The 21,386-nt window shown below is 67.9% G+C and carries 16 protein-coding genes and 1 pseudogene; 7 read left to right on the top strand and 10 right to left on the bottom strand.

Annotated elements, in window-relative coordinates:
* Positions 1-73 precede the first annotated feature (73 nt).
* Genes rapZ through uvrA form a run of 4 tightly spaced genes read right to left on the bottom strand, consistent with a single transcriptional unit; the run spans position 74 to position 6,657 of the window.
* A complete protein-coding gene (rapZ, locus tag FGL98_RS07005; protein ID WP_146316022.1) occupies positions 74-958 on the bottom strand; it encodes an RNase adapter RapZ in 885 nt (294 codons plus the stop codon).
* A 10-nt stretch (positions 959-968) separates the two neighbouring features.
* The gene (gene uvrC / locus FGL98_RS07000; RefSeq protein WP_146316021.1) at positions 969-3,029 is read right to left on the bottom strand and encodes an excinuclease ABC subunit UvrC; all 2,061 of its coding nucleotides are present in this window, start codon (positions 3,027-3,029) and stop codon (positions 969-971) included.
* 52 nt (positions 3,030-3,081) lie between these two features.
* Positions 3,082-3,552, bottom strand: coding sequence for a Rieske (2Fe-2S) protein (locus tag FGL98_RS06995; RefSeq protein WP_146316020.1), 471 nt, complete (start codon positions 3,550-3,552; stop codon positions 3,082-3,084).
* A 21-nt stretch (positions 3,553-3,573) separates the two neighbouring features.
* On the bottom strand, positions 3,574-6,657 hold the full coding sequence (uvrA, locus tag FGL98_RS06990) for an excinuclease ABC subunit UvrA (protein WP_146316019.1): 3,084 nt from the start codon (positions 6,655-6,657) through the stop codon (positions 3,574-3,576).
* A 45-nt stretch (positions 6,658-6,702) separates the two neighbouring features.
* On the opposite strand from uvrA, the gene FGL98_RS06985 reads away from it, so the two are divergent.
* The 4 genes from FGL98_RS06985 to FGL98_RS06970 all read left to right on the top strand — a co-directional run bounded on the left by FGL98_RS06985 (position 6,703) and on the right by FGL98_RS06970 (position 11,023).
* Complete coding sequence (locus FGL98_RS06985) at positions 6,703-8,580, top strand: glycoside hydrolase family 15 protein (protein WP_146316018.1); 1,878 nt, start codon at positions 6,703-6,705, stop codon at positions 8,578-8,580.
* Positions 8,581-8,584: 4 nt separating this feature from the next.
* A complete protein-coding gene (locus tag FGL98_RS06980) occupies positions 8,585-9,268 on the top strand; it encodes an MBL fold metallo-hydrolase (protein ID WP_146316017.1) in 684 nt (227 codons plus the stop codon).
* A gap of 97 nt (positions 9,269-9,365) precedes the next feature.
* Entirely contained in the window at positions 9,366-10,124 is a 759-nt protein-coding gene (locus tag FGL98_RS06975) for a C40 family peptidase (protein ID WP_146316016.1), read from the top strand.
* Positions 10,121-11,023, top strand: coding sequence for an EamA family transporter (locus FGL98_RS06970; protein ID WP_342779952.1), 903 nt, complete (start codon positions 10,121-10,123; stop codon positions 11,021-11,023). The genes FGL98_RS06975 and FGL98_RS06970 overlap by 4 nt, the downstream gene beginning before the upstream one ends.
* Before the next feature lie 4 nt (positions 11,024-11,027).
* Here FGL98_RS06970 and uvrB read toward each other — a convergent pair whose 3' ends face one another.
* Positions 11,028-13,130, bottom strand: coding sequence for an excinuclease ABC subunit UvrB (gene uvrB, locus FGL98_RS06965; protein WP_146316015.1), 2,103 nt, complete (start codon positions 13,128-13,130; stop codon positions 11,028-11,030).
* A gap of 59 nt (positions 13,131-13,189) precedes the next feature.
* Here uvrB and FGL98_RS26210 point away from each other — a divergent pair, with 59 nt between their 5' ends.
* Both FGL98_RS26210 and FGL98_RS26205 read left to right on the top strand, forming a co-directional pair.
* Positions 13,190-13,345: a hypothetical protein gene (locus FGL98_RS26210; RefSeq protein WP_246136412.1), complete on the top strand. Its 156-nt coding sequence runs from the start codon at positions 13,190-13,192 to the stop codon at positions 13,343-13,345.
* A gap of 24 nt (positions 13,346-13,369) precedes the next feature.
* Positions 13,370-13,993, top strand: a pseudogene (locus FGL98_RS26205) (SDR family NAD(P)-dependent oxidoreductase); the annotation flags it as partial.
* Between the two features lie 2 nt (positions 13,994-13,995).
* Here the strand turns inward: FGL98_RS26205 and FGL98_RS06950 are convergent.
* The 4 genes from FGL98_RS06950 to FGL98_RS06935 all read right to left on the bottom strand — a co-directional run bounded on the left by FGL98_RS06950 (position 13,996) and on the right by FGL98_RS06935 (position 18,870).
* Positions 13,996-15,384, bottom strand: coding sequence for an alkaline phosphatase family protein (locus FGL98_RS06950; protein WP_146316014.1), 1,389 nt, complete (start codon positions 15,382-15,384; stop codon positions 13,996-13,998).
* Positions 15,385-15,768: 384 nt separating this feature from the next.
* Positions 15,769-16,293 (bottom strand): VOC family protein, encoded by a 525-nt coding sequence (locus FGL98_RS06945; RefSeq protein ID WP_146316013.1) that lies wholly within the window; start codon positions 16,291-16,293, stop codon positions 15,769-15,771.
* Positions 16,290-17,813 carry a GMC oxidoreductase gene (locus tag FGL98_RS06940; protein WP_222432043.1) on the bottom strand — a complete coding sequence of 508 codons (1,524 nt, stop codon included), beginning with the start codon at positions 17,811-17,813 and terminating at the stop codon, positions 16,290-16,292. Before FGL98_RS06940 ends, FGL98_RS06945 begins: the two co-directional genes overlap by 4 nt.
* Positions 17,806-18,870 carry a Gfo/Idh/MocA family protein gene (locus FGL98_RS06935; protein WP_146316012.1) on the bottom strand — a complete coding sequence of 355 codons (1,065 nt, stop codon included), beginning with the start codon at positions 18,868-18,870 and terminating at the stop codon, positions 17,806-17,808. Before FGL98_RS06935 ends, FGL98_RS06940 begins: the two co-directional genes overlap by 8 nt.
* On the opposite strand from FGL98_RS06935, the gene FGL98_RS06930 reads away from it, so the two are divergent.
* Positions 18,869-19,777: a DMT family transporter gene (locus FGL98_RS06930; protein ID WP_146316011.1), complete on the top strand. Its 909-nt coding sequence runs from the start codon at positions 18,869-18,871 to the stop codon at positions 19,775-19,777. The genes FGL98_RS06935 and FGL98_RS06930 overlap by 2 nt on opposite strands.
* A gap of 538 nt (positions 19,778-20,315) precedes the next feature.
* On the opposite strand, the gene lplAB is transcribed toward FGL98_RS06930, so the two are convergent.
* Positions 20,316-21,365 carry a lipoate-protein ligase LplAB gene (gene lplAB, locus FGL98_RS06925; protein ID WP_146316010.1) on the bottom strand — a complete coding sequence of 350 codons (1,050 nt, stop codon included), beginning with the start codon at positions 21,363-21,365 and terminating at the stop codon, positions 20,316-20,318.
* Positions 21,366-21,386 lie beyond the last annotated feature (21 nt).

The following is a 21,386-nucleotide window of genomic DNA, read 5'->3' as shown; positions in this document are numbered from 1 at the left end:
GAGCTTGGGGGTACCTCCCGCTGGCACGCTGGCTTCAGCCAGCGGGGGACGAGCGGAGACCTTTGTGGGGTGATCATTCTCGGCCCAGGTCGCGGTGGACGATGATCGACCGGATCTGCGCCGATCCCAGTCGGGCCGCCAGCGCCTCGGTCATCGCGACCGACCGGTGCTTTCCACCGGTGCAGCCGATCGCCAGGGTGACGTAGCCGCGCCCCTCCCGCAGGTACCCCTCGGTCATCGGTTTCAGCAGGGCCAGGGCACCATCCAGGAACTCCCTGGCGCCCGGCTGGGCGAGCACGAAGTCGGCGACAACCTGGTCCTTGCCCGTGAAGGGACGCAACTGCGGGTTCCAGAACGGGTTGGGCAGGAACCGCATGTCGAATACGAGGTCGGCGTCCAGCGGTATGCCGTACTTGAACCCGAAGGACATCACGGCAATCCGCAGGTCCGGGCCGTCATCGCTGCCGACGAACTCGCGCACCTTGGCGGTCAACTGGTGGACGTTCAGACCACTGGTGTCCAGCAGGATGTCGGCGTTCGACCGGAGGTCACGCAGCAGGTCACGCTCCCGCAGGATGCCGTCGAGGAGTCGCCCCTCGCCTTGCAGCGGGTGCGGCCGACGCACCGACTCGAAACGGCGCACCAGCGCCTCGTCAGTCGCATCCATGAAGACGACGGACGGCCTCCAGCCCTGGTCCCGCAGGTGGTCGATGCCCTCGCGCAGGTCGGTGAAGAAGGCTCGCGAACGCACATCCACGACCGCCGCGAACTGCGAGACCTGCCGGTTGTCGTCCCTCTCGATCAGCTCGGCCAGCGGCACCAGCATCTGCGGTGGCAGGTTGTCGATGACATACCAGCCGCGGTCCTCCAGCACGTTCGCCGCAGTGGTCCGACCCGCACCACTCATCCCGGTCACGATCACCATCTCGGCGGAACGGGGCGGTGACGTGTCAGTCATCGGAACTCCTTCAGTCGAGGACCTCACCGGTCGTGAGGTTCACCGCGGGTGCGCTCTGGTCATCTTCTCGCAAGCCGGCATGAATCGTGGCAGCGAGGGTGGGCCCGATGCCCCGCACCTCCGCGATCTCCTCGATCTGCGCCGCGCGCAGCCGCTTGACCGAGCCGAACCTGCGCAACAGCGCCTTCTGTCGCACTTCTCCCAGCCCGGGTATGCCGTCCAGGGCGGACGTGGTCATGGCCTTCGACCGGCGCTGCCGGTGGAAGGTGATGGCGAACCGGTGCGCCTCGTCGCGCACCCGCTGCAGCAGATAGAGGCCCTCGCTCGTGCGCGGCAGGATGACCGGGAAGTCGTCGTCCGGTAGCCACACCTCCTCGAGGCGCTTGGCCAGGCCTACGACGGCCACGTCATCGATGTCGAGGGCCTCCATGGCGTGGGCGGCGGCCTGGACCTGCGGTTTGCCGCCGTCGACGACGATCAGCTGGGGAGGGTAGGCGAACCGACGGGGTCGCCCGGTCTTCTCGTCGATCGGCACCCCCGGGGCACCGATCTCCTCGCCGGAGGCGTTCTGCTCGCTGATGACCGGGTCGGAGTCGTCTTCGCAGTCCCGGTCTCCCTCGGGCGCCAGCTCGATGTCGCCGGCCTCGTCACGATCTCGCAGGTATCGCTTGAACCGTCGGGTCAGGACCTCGTCCATCGCTGCAGTGTCGTCGAGGCGGACGGTGCCGTCCGCCTGCGGGGTGCCGCGCACGATGAACCGGCGGTACTCCCCCTTGCGGGGTAACCCGTCCTCGAAGACGACCATCGAGGCGACGACGTTGGTGCCCTGGACGTGGCTGACGTCGAAGCACTCGATCCGCAGCGGCGCCTGCTCCAGGCCCAGCGCCTCCTGCAGCTCCTCGAGGGCCTGGCTGCGCGCGGTGAGGTCCCCTGCTCGTGCGACCTTGTGCCGACCGAGCGCCTGCAGTGCGTTGCGTTCGACGGTCTGCATGAGGGTGCGCTTGTCGCCGCGCACCGGCACCCGAAGGTCGACTCCGGCGCCGCGCAGGCTGCGCAGCCAGTCGGTCATGGCCGCCGCGTCCGGAGGAAGCGCGGGCACCAGCACCTCGCGGGGCACCCCGTCGCGTGACTCGCCGCCGTAGACCTGCTGCAGCAGCCGCTCGACGACGTCGGCGAGCGCCAGGTCACCTTCGGTCTGCTTGTCCACGACCCAGCCGCGCTGACCACGGATGCGGCCGCCGCGGACGTGGAAGACCTGAACGGCCGCCTCCAGCTCGTCGTGGCTGATGCCGAACACGTCGGCGTCCGTGGCGTCCCCGAGCACCACGGCCGAGCGTTCGAGCGCCTTCTCCAACGCAGCAAGATCGTCGCGCCGACGAGCCGCCGTCTCGAAGTCCAGGTCCGCGCTCGCCCGCTTCATCTGGTCCTCCAGCCGGCGGACGAACCTCGAGGTGTTGCCGGCCATGAAGTCGCAGAAGTCCTCGGCAATCGCCCGGTGCTCCTGCGGGGTCACGCGCCCGACGCACGGTGCGGAGCACTTGTCGATGTAGCCCAGCAGACAGGGCCGGCCGACCTGACCGGCACGTTTGAACACGCCGGCGCTGCAGGTGCGGACGGGGAAGACCCGCAGCAGCTGGTCCAGGGTCTCGCGAATGGCCCAGGCGTGACCGTAGGGTCCGAAGTAGCGGGTGCCCTTGCGCTTGGTGCCTCGCATCACCTGCGCTCGTGGATACTCCTCCCCCATCGTCACGGCGAGATACGGGTAGGACTTGTCGTCGCGGTACTTCACATTGAATCGCGGGTCGTACTCCTTGATCCAGGTGTACTCCAGCTGGAGGGCCTCGACCTCGTTGCGCACCACGGTCCACTCGACGCTGGCGCCGGTGGTCACCATCGTGCGCGTGCGAGGGTGCAGCGCGCCGATGTCCTGGAAGTACGACGAGAGTCGGCTGCGCAAGGACTTGGCCTTGCCCACGTAGATGACTCTGCCGTCCTTGTCGCGGAACCGGTAGACGCCCGGGTCCACGGGGATCTCCCCCGGTCCGGGGCGGTATGTCGTCGGGTCGGCCACGCGCCCAGCCTACGAAACGGGTGTGATGGTGGGCAGGCGGCGGCGTCCCACCTCAGGTGATCTTGAGATTGCTGCCCACCTTGGCGATCTTCCGTCGTGGCAGCGGCTCGGTCGCCGGCCCTTGCTTGACCGACCCGTCGGTGATGCTGAACTCGCTGCCGTGGCAGGGGCAGAGAATCATCCGGTCCAGGACCTCGTTCAGGATGCACCCCTCATGGGTGCAAACGGCGCTGAACGCGGCATACTGCCCGCTGGTCGGCTGGGTGGCGACCACCTGCGCAGTCGCATCGATGTAGCCGCCGCCTTCGGGCACCTTCGACGCCGGAACGGTCGCATCGCCACCCTTCGCCCCGGGAGTGCCTGAGGCTGCCCCCGCGCCGCCCGCACCGCAGGCGGTCACCGCGCCGCCGACGGCCAGTGCGCCGGCGATCACGCCCGCTCCGCGCAGCACGGTGCGTCGCTCCGGACGGTTCTCGTGCGGCTCGGCGCCGGGGTGTCCACCAGTCGGGTCCAGCGGGGCCATCTACGTCCTCCTAGGACTTCGTCATCGACCGGCCGAGGTCTTCTTGGCTGCGGCCTTCTTCGCACTGGTCTTCTTGACAGTAACTTTCTTGGCTGAGGACTTCTTGGCCGCGGACTTCGTGGTCGCTGACTTCGTGGCCGTACCGCGCCGCGCCGCGCTCGCCGCGGCGGTGCGGGCGCCGGATTGCGACGGCCGGGCCGTCGACGACGCCTTGGCGAGCAGCGCGGCGAGATACCGACCAGTGTGGCTCTCCGGCACGAGGGCCACCTCCTCGGGGGTGCCCGTCGCGACCACCCGGCCGCCGCCGTTGCCACCCTCTGGGCCGAGGTCGACCACCCAGTCGGCCGACTTGATGACGTCCAGGTTGTGCTCGATGACCACCACGGTGTTGCCCTTGTCGACCAGCCCCTGCAGGACGCCGAGCAGTTTGCGGATGTCCTCGAAGTGCAGACCGGTCGTCGGCTCGTCGAGAACGTAGATCGTGCGGCCGGTCGAACGCCGCTGCAGCTCGGTCGCGAGCTTGACTCGCTGCGCCTCACCGCCGGACAGGGTGGGCGCGGGCTGGCCCAGCCGCACGTAGCCGAGACCGACGTCGACCAGGGTGTTCATGTGCCGGGCGATCGCCGGGACCGCCGCGAAGAACTCCTTGGCCTCCTCGATCGGCATGTTGAGGACGTCCGAGATCGTCTTGCCCTTGAAGTGGACCTCGAGAGTCTCCCGGTTGTATCTCGCACCATGGCAGACCTCGCACGGCACGTAGACGTCGGGCAGGAAGTTCATCTCGATCTTGAGGGTTCCGTCACCACTGCAGGACTCGCAGCGTCCGCCCTTGACGTTGAACGAGAACCGTCCCGGCAGGTAGCCGCGCACCTTGGCCTCGGTGGTCTCCGCGAACAGCCGCCGCACATGGTCGAAGACCCCGGTGTAGGTCGCCGGGTTGCTCCGGGGCGTGCGCCCGATCGGGCCCTGGTCGACGTGCACCACCTTGTCGAGGTGGTCCAGTCCCTCGACGGTGCGGTGCCGGCCCGGCACATGGCGGGCGCCGTTGAGCTGATTGGCGAGGACGTTGTACAGCACCTCGTTGACGAGCGTCGACTTGCCCGAGCCGGACACGCCCGTCACCGCGACGAGGTTGCCCAGCGGCAACGCGACATCGATGTTCTGCAGGTTGTGCTCGTGGGCACCGCGCACCCGCAGCTCACGTCCGTCGCGCGGTCGGCGGACCGTGGGGGTCTCGATCTCCCGACGGCCGGCGAGGTAGGCACCGGTGATCGACTCGGACTGCGACAACAGCCCCTTCACCGGGCCCGAGTAGACCACTTCGCCACCGTGCTCGCCGGCCCCCGGGCCGATGTCGACGACCCAGTCGGCCGTGGCGATCGTGTCCTCGTCGTGCTCGACCACGATCAGGGTGTTGCCCAGGTCCCGCAACCTGGTCAGGGTCTCGATCAGCCGGTGGTTGTCGCGTTGGTGCAGACCGATGGACGGCTCGTCGAGCACATAGAGCACACCGACCAGACCGGACCCGATCTGCGTGGCCAGACGGATCCGCTGCGCCTCGCCGCCGGAGAGGGTGCCGGCGGCGCGGTCCAGGGAGAGATAGTTGAGGCCGACGTCGAGCAGGAAGCCCATGCGGGCGTTGATCTCCTTGACGACCAGCTCGGCGATCTTCGCCTCCCGCGCGCTCAGGTGGACCGACGCCAAGAACATTGCCGAGTCGGCGATCGGCATCGCACACACCTGCGCGATCGACTTGTCACCGACCGTCACCGCCAGGGTCTCCGGCTTCAGCCGCGCGCCCTTGCAGGTCGGGCACGGCACCTGCCGCATGTACCCCTCGAACCGGTCCCGGCTCCAGTCCGAGTCGGTCTCCTCATGCCGGCGCTTCACAAACGGCACGACGCCCTCGAACCCGGTCGAGTAGCTGCGCTCACGCCCGTAGCGGTTGCGATAGCGCACATGCACCTTGTGGTCGCGCCCATGCAGCAGAGCCGTCCTGGCCCGCTCCGGCAGGGCGTGCCAGGGAGTATCCAACGAGAACTTCAGGTCCTCGGCGAGCGCGCCGATCACCCTGACGAAGTAGTCACTGGACGACTTGCCCTGCGCCCAGGGCAGGATCGCGCCCTCCCGGATCGACTTGTCCTGGTCGGGGATGATCAGGTCCTCGGAGACCTCGAGCTCGGTGCCGATCCCGGTGCAGCCCGGGCACGCGCCGAACGGGCTGTTGAAGGAGAAGGATCGCGGTTCGATCTCATCCATCGTCAACGGGTGCTCGTTGGGGCACGCCATCTTCTCGGAGAACCGGCGCTCCCGATCGGGCTCGTCCTCGGCACGGTCCACGAAGTCGACGACGAGCACTCCGCCGGCCAGTCCGAGGGCCGTCTCGACGGAGTCGGTCAGCCGCTGCTTGGCCTTGGCGTCATCGCCCCGCGCCACCAACCGGTCGACGACGACGTCGATGCTGTGCTTCTTCTGCTTGGTCAGCTTCGGGGGTTCGCGCAGCGACACCACTTCACCGTCGACTCGGGCTCGTGAGTAGCCCTTGGACTGCAGCTCACCGAACAGCTCGAGGTATTCCCCCTTGCGCTCGCGGACCACCGGGGCCAGGACCTGAAACCGGGTGCGGTCGGGCAGCTCCAGCAGCCGGTCGACGATCTGCTGGGGGGTCTGCCGACCGATTGGCTCGCCGCAGACCGGGCAGTGCGGGTGACCCACCCGGGCGAAGAGGAGCCGCAGGTAGTCGTACACCTCGGTGATGGTGCCCACCGTCGACCGCGGGTTGCGGTTGGTCGACTTCTGGTCGATGGACACCGCGGGCGACAGCCCCTCGATGAAGTCGACGTCCGGTTTGTCCATCTGACCGAGGAACTGGCGGGCGTACGCCGACAGCGACTCGACATACCGTCGCTGACCCTCGGCGAAGATCGTGTCGAACGCAAGCGACGACTTGCCCGATCCGGACAGCCCGGTGAACACGACCAGCGCATTCCGCGGTATGTCGACCGAGATGTTGCGCAGGTTGTGCTCCCGGGCGCCACGGACCTGAAGGTGTTCGTGGGCTTCTACAGGATGCAGTGAAGACGTGGTGACAGGCACGCCCGACATGGTAGATCCCACCACTGACAACCCCACACTCCTAGGCTCACAGCCATGAACGAGGCAGCCTCGACGACCCCCTCCGACTACGACTCCAGCACCGACGTTCCGCCTCGTGTTCCCATCGAGGAGTACGCGATCATCGGCGACACGGAGACCGCCGCGCTCGTCAGCCGAGGCGGTTCGATCGACTGGCTGTGCCTGCCGCGCTTCGACAGCGCGTCCTGCTTCACCGCGCTGCTGGGCACCGCCGACCACGGGCGATGGCTGCTGGGGCCCGTCGGTGCGGCGACGAGCACCCGCTCCTACCGGGGGAACACCTCGATCCTCGAGACGGTCCACGAGACCGCCACCGGCAAGGTCAAGGTGACCGAGCTCATGCCGCTGGGCATGGACCGTGCGGACATCGTGCGCATCGTCGAGGGTCTCGAGGGTGAGGTCGAGATGCTGCACGAGCTGGTCGTGCGGTTCGACTACGGGCGGATCCGACCCTGGATGGCCCACCACCCCGGCCACGCCCGCGACAAAGAGGTCCTCACCGCCATCGCCGGACCGGACATGCTGGTGCTCCGCGGCAGCCGGATCCCCGTGGCCGAGGACGGCCACCACCGGGACCGGTTCACGGTCAAGGCCGGGCAGTCCTACGACTTCACCCTCAACTGGTTCTCCTCCTGGAAGAGCATCCCCGAGCCGCTCGACCTCGACGACCGCATCGAACGGACGGCCGCCACCTCGCAGGAGTGGGCCGCGACCTGCACCTACGACGGCCCCTATCGGGATGCGGTCATCCGGTCACTTCTCGTCCTTCGCCTGCTGACCGACTCCCGTCGCGGCGGGATCGTTGCGGCGCCCACCACGAGCCTGCCGGAGGACTTCGGCGGGGTCCGCAACTGGGACTACCGCTTCTGCTGGCTGCGCGACGCCTCCCTGACCCTGGAGGCCATGCTGCGCGCCGGCTTCGACGGCACGACGAAGCTGTGGCGTGACTGGCTGGTTCGTGCGCTCGCCGGTGACCCCGAGGACATGCAGATCATGTATGCCATCGACGGGGGTCGCGAGCTGCCGGAACGCGAGCTCGACCACCTTCCCGGGTATGCCGGGTCCGTGCCGGTCCGGGTCGGCAACGGCGCCGTCGACCAGAAGCAGACCGACGTGCTGGGCGAGGTCATGAACGCGCTGCAGGACGCGCGAGACCGCGGCTACACCGAGTCGGGGCGTGGTTGGGCGGTCCAGCGCGCGCTGGTCAGCCAGCTCGCGGACCACTGGGAGCAGCCGGACAACGGGCTCTGGGAGATTCGCGGGCCGCTGCGGCACTTCACCCACTCGCGGGTCATGGTGTGGGTGGCCTTCGACCGGGCCGTTGCCGCGGTTGAGCGCCAGCGGCTGAAGGGGCCGGTCAAGAAGTGGCGAGAGCTGCGCGACAAGGTTCGCGACGAGGTGCTGAGCAAGGGCTTCAACCCCGAGATCAACTCCTTCGTCCAGCACTACGACACCGACAGCGTCGATGCCAGTCTGCTGCTGATCCCGATCATGGGCTTCCTGCCCGGCGACGACCCACGCGTGCTGGGCACGATCGAGCGGATCGAGCAGGAGCTGATGAGCGACGGCCTGCTGCTGCGCTATCGGACCGAGGGCGGGGTCGACGGGCTGCCCGGGGCGGAGCACCCGTTCCTGGCGTGCTCGTTCTGGCTGGTGAGCGCCTACGCGCTCGCCGGACGACTGGACGACGCACACGCTCTGATGCGGAAACTGGTCGGCCTGTGCAACGACGTCGGCCTCCTCTCGGAGGAGTACGACCCGCAGAACGAGCGGATGGTCGGCAACTTCCCGCAGGCCTTCAGCCACCTGACGATGGTGAACGCCGCCATCGCGCTCCAAGAGGCCGAGGAGCGGGCCGCGGCGGCGAGGGACCCGCAGGACGTGCCAGGCTGACGTCATGGCTTCTGAGACAGCCCACCCGTATGACGGCCAGGTGGCACCTGGCGATGCACCCCAGACTCGCGACCTGCCGCAGCTCACCATCCGCAAGCTGGCCGTGTCGTCCATGAGCAACAACGTCTACCTGCTGACCTGCCGCCGGACGAACCGCAGCCTGCTCATCGACGCAGCCGACGACTGGCCCGCCATCGCCGCCCTCATCGAGGAGGCCGGCACCTGCGTCGACACGATCGTGACGACTCACCAGCACTGGGACCATGTCCGGGCCCTGGACGACGCGGTGCGACACACCGGCGCCCGCACCGTGGCAGGCGTGGATGACGCACCCGAGCTGCCGGTGCCGGTGGATCAGGCCGCCCGGCAGGGCGACCAGGTGACCGTCGGCTCGGTCACGCTCGACGTGATTCACCTGCGCGGGCACACCCCTGGCTCCATCGCGCTCGCGTACCGAGACCCCACCGGCAGCACGCACCTCTTCAGCGGCGACACCCTGTTCCCCGGCGGCGTGGGCGCAACCACTCATTTCGCCTACCAGTCGTTCGCCCAGCTGATCGACGACGTGGAGCGCCGGGTCTTCGACGTCTACGACGACAGCACCTGGGTCTACCCGGGCCACGGTGGCGACACGACCCTCGGCGCCGAACGGCCGCGGCTGCCGGAGTGGCGGGCCCGCGGCTGGTAGCGCGAACCCAGGATAGCTTCCGCAGCGAGGCGTGTCCTGGACTGCCCGTGCCGGGGGGGATTCACGATCTACCCGCCGTTCGTGCTGGGATGGACCCGTGAGCACCACCGAATCCTTTGCCGCCCATGTCATCGTCCCGGTCACCGGGCTGTGGCACAGCCCCACCTCGCCGCGCGCCCTGGACGCGTTCGCAGTCAACGACGACGCGGAGCATGGCCGCTGGCTGAGCGCCATGGACGCCACGGCCACCCTGGAGGAGGGACGGCTGGGGCTGTATGACCGGTACGAGTCCGAGGTCCTCCAGGACGAGCCGGTGGTCGTGCACGACACCACCGAGGACGGCTGGAGCCGGGTCACCTGTCCGTGGCAGCCCAGTCACAAGGACTCCCGCGGCTACCCGGGGTTCGTTCGAAGCGCGCACCTGAGTCCGGTGGAGGGCTCCGGGTCGCTCGAGTCCGCCCTGCCCGTCCCGCAAACTCCGGCCACGGTGGATGCGTTCCTGGCCGAGGCCCGCGGCCACCTCGGTCTGCCCTATCTCTGGGGCGGCATCTCAGCCGCCGGACTCGACTGCTCCGGCCTGGTCCACTACAGCGCGCGATGCCTCGGCATGATGCTGCCGCGCGACGGAGACGACCAGTACGCCACCTGTGACGATGTGCCGCTCGACGAGGTGCTGCCCGGGGACCTCTACTTCTTCGCCCACCCCGGTCAGAACCTGCACCATGTCGGCATCGTCGCCAGTCGCGGCCACATCATTCATGCGCCGAGCACCGGCCAGGTGGTGACGGAGGAACGGCTCCCGGACGCCCGGTGGAAGACGCTCGTCGCGGCAGGCCGCATACGTGAGCTGAGGTGACCCGAACGACCCGTCCCGATCTCTCTCGGCGGCCGGCCGTCCCCGCACCCGCGATGGTGCTCGCGAGCATCGTCTCGGTCCAGTTCGGCGGCGCGCTGGCCGCAACGCTGATCCCGACCGTCGGACCGGCCGGGGCGGTTGCGCTCCGGCTGGTCATCGCGGCCGCGCTGCTGCTGTCAGTGGCCCGCCCGTCGCTGCGTGCCCACACGCGCTCCGGATGGGCCACCGTCGTAGCGTTTGCGATCGCGCTGGGCCTGATGAATCTTTGCTTCTACGAGGCCCTCGCCCGGCTGCCGATCGGGGTGACCGTCACCATCGAGTTCCTCGGTCCGCTGATGCTGTCGACGGTGACCAGTCGGCGCCCACGTGACTTTGCCGCGATCATCGCGGCGGGCTGTGGTGTGGTGCTGATCTCCGGTGCCCTGACGACACCGTGGTCGGACCTCGACCTCACCGGGCTGGCACTCGCCCTCGCGGCGGGAGCCTGCTGGGCGGCATACATCATCTGCAGCGCACGCACCGGCCAACAGTTTGCGCAGCTGGACGGTCTGGCCATCTCCATGCTGCTCTCCGCGATCGCGGTGCTGCCGCTCGGCATCGCGGCGGCAGGCAGCAGCCTCGTCGGTGGCACCGTGCTGGCCAAGGGACTGGGCATTGCCGTGCTGTCCTCGGTGCTGCCCTATTCGCTCGAGCTGGTCGCGCTGCGCCGGCTCGCGGCCAACGTGTTCGGCATCCTGCTCAGCCTGGAACCGGCTGTTGCCGCCGTCGCCGGGTTGCTGGTTCTCGGCCAGCACCTGTCCCTGCACGAGCTCGTCGGGATGGCGCTGGTCGTCGGGGCGAGCATCGTGGTCCTCGGCGCCGGCCGGCGCAGCACGGCGCCACAGGGCGACCCCGTGTAGCCCCCTACTTGGTGGCCTCTCTCATCTGCCGCAGCTCCTTCTTCAGGTCGCCGAGCTCGTCACGCAGCCGGGCCGCCAGCTCGAAGTGCAGGTCGGTCGCCGCCTGGTGCATCTGCGTGGTGAGCTCCTGGATCAGATCCGCCAGGTCGCCCGCGGGCAGCGTGTCCAGCCGGCCCTTCGCCACGCTCGCATCGGCCTCCACCAGGCCGCGACCGCCACGGGTCCTGCCTCGAGACTGTGACCGGCCGCTGCCCATCAGCGCATCGGTGTCGGCATCCTCGCGCCGGAGCTGGTCGGTGATGTCGGCGATCTTCTTGCGCAACGGTGTCGGGTCGATGCCGTGCTCCGCGTTGTAGGCCAGCTGCTTCTCGCGGCGGCGCGCGGTCTCGTCGATCGCCAGCTGCATCGACGGCGTCACCTTGTCGGCATACATGTGCACCTGCCCGGAGACGTTGCGGGCGGCGCGACCGATCGTCTGGATCAGGGAGCGCCCCGACCGCAGGAAGCCTTCCTTGTCCGCATCCAGAATGCTGACCAGGGACACCTCGGGCAGGTCCAGTCCCTCCCGCAGCAGGTTGATGCCGACCAGCACGTCGTACTCGCCGAGCCGCAGCTCACGCAGCAGCTCCACCCGTCGCAGCGTGTCGATGTCCGAGTGCAGGTAGCGCACCCGCACATCCTTCTCGAGCAGGTAGTCGGTCAGATCCTCGGCCATCTTCTTGGTCAAGGTGGTCACCAGGACGCGCTCGTTGCGGTCCGCCCGCTCCCGGATCTCGTGCAGCAGGTCGTCGATCTGGCCCTTGGTCGGTTTGAGCACGATCTGCGGGTCGATCAGCCCGGTCGGGCGGATCACCTGCTCGACCACGCCCTTCGCCTTCGCGACCTCGTAGTCGCCAGGTGTCGCCGACAGGTAGACCGTCTGGCCGATCCGCTCGAGGAACTCCTCCCATTTCAACGGGCGGTTGTCCATCGCGCTCGGCAGCCGGAAACCGTGGTCGACGAGCATCCGCTTACGCGACATGTCTCCCTCATACATCGCACCGATCTGCGGCACCGTCTGGTGCGACTCGTCGATGACCAGCAGGAAGTCCTCCGGGAAGTAGTCCAGCAGACAGTTGGGCGCGGTGCCCGGACCACGTCCGTCGATGTGGCGGGAGTAGTTCTCGATGCCGGAGCAGGCACCGACCTGGCGCATCATCTCGATGTCGTAGGTCGTGCGCATCCGCAGCCGCTGCGCCTCCAACAGTTTGCCCTGCTTCTCGAACGCCGCGAGTCGCTCCTCGAGCTCGACCTCGATCCCGCTGATCGCGCGATCCATCCGCTCCGGGCCTGCGACATAGTGCGATGCGGGGAAGACGTACATCTCGTCCTCCTCGTTCATCACCTCGCCCGAGACCGGGTGCAGCGTGTAGAGCCGCTCGATCTCGTCACCGAAGAACTCGATCCGAATCGCGAGCTCCTCATAGACCGGGATGATCTCGACCGTGTCGCCGCGCACCCGGAAGGTGCCACGGGTGAAGGCGATGTCGTTGCGGGTGTACTGCATCTGGACGAACTTGCGCAGCAGCTCGTCGCGGTCCATCTCCTCGCCCACGCGCAGCGGAACCATCCGGTCGACATACTCCTGCGGCGTGCCCAGGCCGTAGATGCAGGAGACCGATGCAACGACGATCACGTCCCGCCTGGTCAACAGCGAGTTCGTCGCACTGTGTCGCAGACGCTCGACCTCGTCGTTGATCGACGAGTCCTTCTCGATGTAGGTGTCCGTCTGGGGGATGTAGGCCTCGGGCTGGTAGTAGTCGTAGTACGACACGAAGTACTCGACCGCATTGTTGGGCAGCAGCTCCCGGAACTCGTTCGCCAGCTGCGCTGCGAGCGTCTTGTTGGGCGCCATGACCAGGGTCGGGCGCTGCACCTGCTCGATGAGCCACGCGGTCGTGGCCGACTTGCCAGTGCCGGTGGCGCCGAGCAGCACGATGTCCTGCTCCCCCGCCTGCACCTTGGCGGTGAGCTCGGCGATCGCGGTCGGCTGGTCACCGCTCGGGGTGTACTCCGAGATGACCTCGAAGGGCGCAACCTTGCGCTGGATGTCAGTAGTCGGCCGCATACTCCAACCGTAGACGCCGGCACCGACAAGGTCAGCGCGCGGAGGGTTACGGTGCCGGTATGACGCGACGAATCGTGACAACCGGCGACCTCGCCGCCACCGCTGCGGCCTGGCGTCGTGACTCCGAGGGAAACGTGCTGTCCGCGGTGCTGATCACCCAGGCGCTGCTGGATCATCTGAGCCGCCCCGGCGGACGGGTCGTCGCCATGAGCTAGGTTGCGGCACTTCGTGGCTCGGGATCCTATGGCGCGGCGCAGGCCGCCGTGAACGCGTGGGCCCTCGACCTGGCTCAGCGCCTCGCCCCTGACGGCATCACCGTCAACACGGTGGCACCGGGCTTCGTGCCGGACACCGAGTTCTGGAAGGAGCGACTCGCTGCCGATCCCGGCCTTGCGGCCTCCCGCGTCGCGCGGATTCCGGCCTGTCGTCCCTGCACGCCGGACGAGGTCGCCGAGGCTGTCGCCTACCTCGCCTCACCGGACGCGGGATCGAGGACCGGCCAGATCCTGCAGGTCAACGGGGACACCGTGCTCGGCCGTGGGAGAGCCGCCACCACGGCATCGCACGTCTCGATATGCTGGTCGACTTGCCACTTCGAAGGAGAGTCAACCTCCACATCTTCCCGGCCACAGCACCCGAACCGTTGCGACACCTGCTGTTTCGAGACTGGCTTCGAACGCACGAAGCCTCACCTCTACGACGACGCGAAGCTCCGGCTCGCCAGGACGACCCGTGAGCGCCCGGCCGACTACAACCTCACGAACAACGCCGCAATCGACGACATCTGCAGTCGAGTGTTCTCGGTGCCACCCACCGAGCATCCGGCCTGGCCCGCGGATCACGATCCGGCCGTCATCGTTTGAGGTCAGCTGTGCGAGGCGATGTAGTCCTGGTAGTCGGCGTTCGTCTGCAGGCTCGCCGGTGGCGCGGCCGCACCGCCGTGCTCGGCGATGAGTTCCGCGTGGACCCGTTGCAGGTGCGAGGCCCGGACCGCGAGACCGGTGGGATTCGGCGGCGGCACCGGTGCCGTAACGCCGGCGAGCGGATCATCCGTGCGCGGGCCGGTCAGGCTCAGCGCGCCGGCGACATCCGGGGCGGCAGCGTCGCGGCGAGTCAACGGGGACACTCCGAAACGATGCTCGATCGTGGCCAGGATGCTGGTGTGGTCGAACGGCACCGACCCGATCGGCACCCGATGCACCGTGCCGGCCGGTATGAGCGGGCTGACCAGCACGGTCGGCACGCGGGGACCGAAGCGGGTGAAGTCGAACCCGAACTCGCCCTGGCTGTCGTCCGGCGCTGTCGCACCCCACGGCGGAGAGACGTGGTCGTAACAGCCGCCGTGCTCGTCGTAGGTGATGATCAACAGCGTCGAGTTCCAGTCCGGTCCGTCCCGCACCGCCCGGTAGGTGTCCAGCAGCAGCTGCTCGCCGAGCGCGACGTTGTAGTTGGGGTGCTGGCTGTTCCCGGTCGAGGACCAGGAGGGTTCCAAGAAGGAGTAGTCGGGCAGCGTCCCGGCAGCGGCGTCTGTCCGGAAGTCGGCGAAGTGACCGAAGTTCGCGGCCGGCGCGGCAGCGGTGTCGGGGAAGTCGAGCTTGGTCAACGGTGCGGCGGCGTACCCATAGATCTTCCACGTCCGGCCCGCGCCGGTGAGGGCACCGAATATCGAGCCGACGGTGAACTTCTTGGTCGCGTCGTCCAGATGGCCCTGGCTGGTCCCGGCGCAGACGAAGGCCCGGTTGGGCATCGTCATCGTCGGGACCGATCCGTACCAGTGATCGCAGACGGCGAAGCCTTGCGCGAGCGCCGAGAGCACCGGCAGCGTCTGCGGCGTGTGGCAGCCCATGATCCAGCCCTCGGCCGTGCCGTTGAACACGTACCAGCCCTTGGACGTGTTGTCGGTGATCGCCTTCGCGAAGTCGGTGACGAACCCCGTCATCGGTGCCACCGCACCCGCCGGAGGTGCCGCCGACGAGCCGTAGCACTGGTTGTTGGTCGCGGCGTAGCCCTCCCCCGGGTCCGCGCCCGGATAGAAGTACAGGTCGGTCGTGTCCGGACTCAGCTGGTAGGCCGAGACCTGCGTGCCGTCACTGCCCGGGCAGGACTGCTGCCCGCTCAACCCCTCGAACGCGTCCCCAGCCGGCGACACGTTGTTCCGGTCGGCGTAGAGATAGCCGAGCAGGTGGTCGAACGACCGATTCTCCAGCATCAACACCACTACGTGCTCGACTGCAGTCAGACCGGACACAGCCATGACACACCTCGATCAGTACGAGCCGCCGGGAACACCTCCCAGTCTGCCAGTCGATCGATCGATCGACAGATTTCGTACTCAACCGAAGGCGATGTCGGCCTTGTCGTGGGCGGTTGACTCACGGAAGAAGTCGAGACGCTCGATGCCTGGCATGATTTGCGACATGCAGGAGCGACTGGCTCCGCTGCAGCAAGCAAGCAGGAGGCTGCCGCGGTCGATGAGGCCGCTGCAACCTACTGGCGCAACGCCCACCTGCTCCGACTGCAGACCTTCGAAGTCGCGCTGCGAACCCTTCCGTGGGACCGACTGCGCCGCTCCCACGAGGAGACCACGGCGACGGCATGGTCGAGGGTTCGAGTTGGTCATCCCCGTTTTGCCGATCGACTACCAGTTCTGCCTGTAGTACTTCCGGTAGAGCGTGTGTCGGAAGACTCTGCCTCCGAGAGGCCCCAGCCACTTCAGGACCGGGCGCATGTGCCCGTTGTCGATCAGCTCGATCAGGTTCCCGTCGGGGTCTTTGACGAAGAAGAACGTGTGGCCCTTGGGTGACTGCTCGGGCACGGTGAGAATCTCGACGCCCTTGCCGATGAGATAGTCGTGCCACCGGGCCGTTCCGCGGACGTTGAAGGACAGATGGGTCAGGCCGGGCCGGTTCCACTGCACCTCCTGCCCAGGCCCGGTCGGCCGGAACTCGAAGACCTCGATGGTGGCCCCTCCGGGCACCCGGATCCAGCCGATCTTCAGCTCGGGTGCCGCGCTCTGGACGCCGAAGAATGTGCGTAGCCGCTCGGGGTCGTGGTTGCAGTTGACTCCCACGACCGGGGCGCCGAAGACGTCGTTGTAGAACCGCACGGTGCGGTTGAAGTCCGCGACGGTGATCGCGACATGGCTGAACGAGTGCACCTTCATGCAGGCCTCTCGAGGTCGGTGGCGAGCAGGTGATCGGCGACACGCAACGTCTGGGCAATCACGGTGAGGCCGGGATTGACGGCGGCCGAGGACGGGAAGAAGGACGAGTCGGTGACGAAGAGATTCTCGATGTCATGGGTGCGGCAGTAGGGGTCGAGAACCGATGTCCGCGGATCCTCACCGAAGCGCAGGGTGCCGCACTGGTGGGTGGTGTTCGCGTTCTTGAACCTATGGCGCACGACGCCCGATGAGCCGAGGCGCCGCATCATCCGCACCGCCTCCCGGACCAGCTCACGGTGCACCTGCAGGTTGTTGTGCCGGTAGCTCAGACTGATCCGACCGTCCGTGGTGAGCGACACGCGGTTCTCCGGATCGGGAAGGTCCTCGGTCAAGGCGAGCCAGTCGACGCCGTGTCGGACCCACGCATCGGCGGCCCACATGGGCACACCCGGCATCACGGCCTTGACGATCGCTGCGTGGGCCCGCCCCTGAGACTGGATGGCCCCCAGGGGGTAGGACCGGCCGTGGCCCGGGAGGTAGAAGTCGTGGATGCCTACCGTCTTCTGGAACGACGTGGGGTTGATCTGGAACGGGTAGAACGCCTCCATCATGGTCGAGATGTGGGCCATGTAGTGGCGCCCGACCAGGCCTGAGCTGTTCGCCAAACCGCCCGGATGACCGTGGGTGGGGCTGTCCAGGAGCAGGGCCGCGGAATTCACGGCGCCCGCCGCCAGCACAACCGTTCCCGCGGTGAGCCGCATCCTTTCGCCGCGCCGGTTCACCTGCACGCCGGTGACGCACCGACCGGACGCGTCGGTCAACAACCGTTCGGCCCGCGCCCCGGTCCAGAGCGCAACGTTGTCGGACTCCAGTGCCGGTGTCATGCCACAGGTGTCGGCGTCGCTCTTGGCGCGCAGCAGGCACGGAAAGGAGTTGCACGTGTCGCACAGCAAGCAGCCTCCCGGCTCCGCGGGGTTGATCAGCCCCAGCGGAAGCGGAAAGGCACCAACCCCGAGGTCAGTCAGTCGGTCCACCATCTGAGCGATGAACGGCTCGTGGGGCACCGCGAGATGGGGATAGGGCTTGCGGTCGGGCTCGGTCGGGTCGGCCCCCTTCTGGCCGTGTACGTGGTACAGCTCCTCGGCGCGGTCATACCACGGCGCGAGCGTCTCGTAGTCGATCGGCCAGGCGGGCGAGGTTCCGTCCGGGTACTGCACGGGACCAAAGTCCGACTCCCGGAGCCGGAACAACGCCGCGCCCCAGAACTTGGTGTTCCCGCCCACGGTGTAGTTCATGAACGGCACGAAGCTGTGACCCTTGCGGTCGACCCACCGCTCATCGGTGCGGTAGCGCCGATGCCGCCAGACCTCCGCGGGATCCCAGTTCTCCTTCTCCTGAGGAAGCCACTCCCCGCGCTCCAGCACCAGGACGCTGGCGTCGCGTCCGGACAGCGCCCGCGCCATCGTCCCTCCGCCGGCACCGCTTCCGATGATCACCACGTCGAAGTGCGGGTCAGCCACCGCAGACCTGCTCGATCAGCAGGTGATCCTCCAGGGCACGCTCGACACTCATCTGCGGCTGGCCGCCGGACGAGATCGCGGCCGCGAAGTCCAGGTACATCGCCCGGTAGCCACGGATGTCACGCCAGCCCGGGTGGATCACCCGAGGAAGGCCGCGAGTGTGGACCACTACGGTGGCGCCATTGGACTCGAAGGTAATCACGCCGCGGCGGCCGTAAAGCTTCGAGACGCGCAGGCCACGCATGAGCGAAGGCACCTCACGTGAGTAGAACAGTGCCCCGACCGCTCCGGTGTCGTAGTCGAAGGCAACGAGCTGGCTGCGACCCCGCTGGTCGGCCCCCGCGATCCCGGAGGCACGCGAGGGACGATGGCCAGTGATCCGCACGATGCGTGGTCCCAGGCTTCCGGCCAGGTGCAACCAGTGCACCCCCTCTTCGAAGAATGCGTCGCCGCCGGCAAGGCCCTCGTCGTTGCGCCAGTCGGCTGCACCCTTGGGCCTGTCCGCCACCGTGGTGAAGCTCGCCATCACCAGTTCACCGATGGCGTCCTCCTTCAGCAACCGCCGCAGTGTCAAGGCCAGCGGCTTGTAGTGGTCGTTCTCTCCCACCAGCACGCTGATGCCTCGGTCGTCGCGTGCGCTGCGCACCTCTGCGTAGGTGTCGGCGGTGAGGAAGGCCGGCTTCTCCACGAGCACGTGCTTTCCGGACGCGACCGCCGCCAGCGTGAGTTCCCGGTGCCACTTCGGGGGCACCGCAACCACCACGACATCGATCCGTGGATCCCGGAGCGCAGCCTCGTAGCCCTGGTAGGCCGTCTCGCCGCCGTATCGGGCCCGAACTGCCTCGGCGCGAGCACCGTCCCGGCTCGCGTAACTCGGCACCCAGGTCTCACGCAGGGTCCGCAGATGGCGGCTGTGCACTCCTGTGATGTAGCCGCACCCGAGAAAAGCAACCCTCAACGGAAGAGTGCTCACAGCGCCTGGTCCCGCCGACTCGTCACTTCGCAAACCTACCAAAGCGATCCAGTTCGGCGGGTGCCTTCTAGGATTGACTTTCATGACTGGACTGGCCGTGACCTGCGCGCTGCTCAGCGCCTTGACCGTGGCTTTCTCCACGTCGGTGCAACACCACGCCGCAGAGCTCGCGCCGTCCGGCGTGGCCGGAATCGGCGGCTTGCTCGCTCATCTGATTCGGCGGCCGTTGTGGCTGGTCGGTCAGGTCCTCGGGACAGTCGCTCTGGTGATGCACGGCCTCGCCCTGCACTTCGGGCCCCTCGCACTGGTCCAGCCGGTGGTTATCAGCGGGATCGTCCTCGCCGTCCCGGTGCGTGCGGCCCTCTCCCGAAAGCTGCCAAGGGGCCAGGAGATCGCCGCAGTGCTGATGGCGGCCGGCGGACTGGCCATCTTCCTGGTCGTCTCGGCTCCGTCGAAGGGAACGTATTCCGTGCTGGGTCCCGTGGCGCTCCTGATGGTTCTCGGCTGCCTGGCGGTTGCCGGCGCGGCGATCGCCGGTGCGCGCTGCATCGTCGATCCGACGGGGCGGGCCTTTCTGCTCGGCAGTGGCGCCGGGATCCTGTTCGCCCTCGTGGCCGTGCTGCTGAAGATGTGCCTCGATGAGTTCGCGCAGAACGGTGCGACAGGCGTTCTGGCGAACTGGCCGGCCTACGTCCTGGTGGTGGCGGGGCTCGGGGGCGTCGCGTGCAACCAGTTCGCCTACCGTGCGGCCCGACTGACCTCCTCGATGCCCGTTCTCAACGTCGTGGACTGCATGCTGGCGTTGGTCTTCGGCTACCTCCTCTTCCACGAGGTTCCCCGCCACTCCCCGGGCGTGATCGCGCTCGAGGGTTTGGCGCTGGTCGCGATGCTGACAGGACTCTGGATCCTGGCGAGGGACGCCGCAGTCGACTTGGGTGACCGCCCGGGTGAGGCGCGGCCGCTGACCGTGCAGAGCCACGCTCGGGAGTAGGCGATGATCTGCCACGACACGGAGGGTGGACGGGATCGTCGAGCAGAAACCGTGGCGGCCGGGTATGGTCGCGCGACGTCGCGTTATCTCGCCCGAAATCGCGAAATACGCCCAGATAAAGCGATCTCGAGCAGGGGTGAGGCGGGAAATGAGGGGCCGAGTCAACGGCAGCTACCGGGTGATCGGGCAGTCTCGGTTACCGACGGCGGGCCCGCCGTTTGCGCGTGGACAGTGATGGGCACGGTCGCGGTGAGGGTGGTGCCCAGGCCCACCCAGGCGATGGTGGGCGTGACCCTCGTGAGCTGGGCGACTCGTCCGGATGAGGTGCCGCCGAGGTGTCCGGTACCGACCAGGACCAGCAGTAAGACGATGACTGCCGCCGCCGTGATCCGGGCCACCAGAGTTGCTCGACGCCGCGCCCCGCTCACCGTTGCACCACCGGATGTCGCTCCCGTCCGGGCTGGATCAGCTTGATCCGCTGATCGAATCCGCGATCGGCAAAAGGGGGCAGCTTTGCCTAGTCCAGCCCGGTCTCGGGTCACGGCACCCGATGCGTCCACTCCGCGCGACCAAACTTCTCGCTGACCAGCCGCTGCGCCTCTGCGAGCTCGTCGTCCCGGTAGGACGAGAGCGTGCCCACGTAGCGCCGCATGAACGACCCCTGGAACGCGGCCAGGATGTCGGCCCGGGACATGCCGGTCTGCGACCGCATCGGGTCCACCCGCTTGTTTGCGCTCTTGGTGCCCTTGTCCGACATCTTCTCCCGGCCGATCCGCAGCACCTCCACCATCTTGTCCGCGTCGATGTCGTAGGACATGGTCACGTGGTGCAGCACGGCACCGGCCGCGAACCTCTTCTGTGCGGCACCGCCGATCTTTCCGTTGTCGGAGGCGATGTCGTTCAGGGGCACGTATCGGGCATTGACGCCGATGTCAGCGAGCGCCGCGAGCACCCACTCGTCGAGGAAGGCATACGACCGCTCGAAGGACAGGCCCTCGACCAGTGAGGTCGGCACGACGAGCGAGTAGGTGATGCAGTTGCCCGGCTCCATGAACATCGCACCGCCACCGGAGATTCGTCGCACCACGTCGATCCCGTGCCGCACGGCGCCGTCGGCATCGATCTCGTTCTTGTACGACTGGAACGAACCGATGACCACCAGCGGCGAGTCCCAGTCCCAGAAGCGCATCGTCGGCGGCCGCACGCCTGCGGCGACCTCCTGGGAGATGACCTCGTCCAAGGCCACGTGCATCACGGGAGGCAGCACGGTCGCCGGGATCACATCGAAGGTGTAGTCCTCCCAGCGGGTCGCATGTCCGAGCGCGCGCCGCACCGCGATCCCGACCGCCTCCGGGCTGAACCCGATCAGCCGCACCGACGGATCGAGCGCCCCGGTGATCGCATGCGCGAGCTGGTCGACCGAGGCTGCGGCCGGCATACCGGTCAGTGCCGCATCGATGTCCTCGAGCGCCTCGTCCGGTTCCAGGAAGAAGTCGCCGGAGACGGACACCCTCGACAGGCGGTCGTTGTCGACCGCTACCTCGACCGCAACCAGCTTGCCACCGACGACCTTGTACTCACCACGCATACGCCCACCGTAGACGGCACC

The sequence above is a fragment of the Leekyejoonella antrihumi genome (genome assembly GCF_007845645.1).
GTDB lineage: Bacteria > Actinomycetota > Actinomycetes > Actinomycetales > Dermatophilaceae > Leekyejoonella > Leekyejoonella antrihumi.
This window is presented reverse-complemented; position numbering and strand designations above follow the sequence as displayed.

Coding starts and splice junctions, on each gene's coding strand:
- FGL98_RS06950 (WP_146316014.1), bottom strand. CDS start 15,384: ATGGCTGTGTCCGGTCTGACTGCAGTCGAGCACGTAGTGGTGTTGATG.
- FGL98_RS06930 (WP_146316011.1), top strand. CDS start 18,869: ATGACTGGACTGGCCGTGACCTGCGCGCTGCTCAGCGCCTTGACCGTG.
- FGL98_RS26210 (WP_246136412.1), top strand. CDS start 13,190: ATGACGCGACGAATCGTGACAACCGGCGACCTCGCCGCCACCGCTGCG.
- FGL98_RS06935 (WP_146316012.1), bottom strand. CDS start 18,870: ATGAAAGTCAATCCTAGAAGGCACCCGCCGAACTGGATCGCTTTGGTA.
- FGL98_RS06985 (WP_146316018.1), top strand. CDS start 6,703: ATGAACGAGGCAGCCTCGACGACCCCCTCCGACTACGACTCCAGCACC.
- FGL98_RS06995 (WP_146316020.1), bottom strand. CDS start 3,552: ATGGCCCCGCTGGACCCGACTGGTGGACACCCCGGCGCCGAGCCGCAC.
- lplAB (WP_146316010.1), bottom strand. CDS start 21,365: ATGCGTGGTGAGTACAAGGTCGTCGGTGGCAAGCTGGTTGCGGTCGAG.
- FGL98_RS06945 (WP_146316013.1), bottom strand. CDS start 16,293: ATGAAGGTGCACTCGTTCAGCCATGTCGCGATCACCGTCGCGGACTTC.
- rapZ (WP_146316022.1), bottom strand. CDS start 958: ATGACTGACACGTCACCGCCCCGTTCCGCCGAGATGGTGATCGTGACC.
- uvrA (WP_146316019.1), bottom strand. CDS start 6,657: ATGTCGGGCGTGCCTGTCACCACGTCTTCACTGCATCCTGTAGAAGCC.
- FGL98_RS06980 (WP_146316017.1), top strand. CDS start 8,585: ATGGCTTCTGAGACAGCCCACCCGTATGACGGCCAGGTGGCACCTGGC.
- uvrB (WP_146316015.1), bottom strand. CDS start 13,130: ATGCGGCCGACTACTGACATCCAGCGCAAGGTTGCGCCCTTCGAGGTC.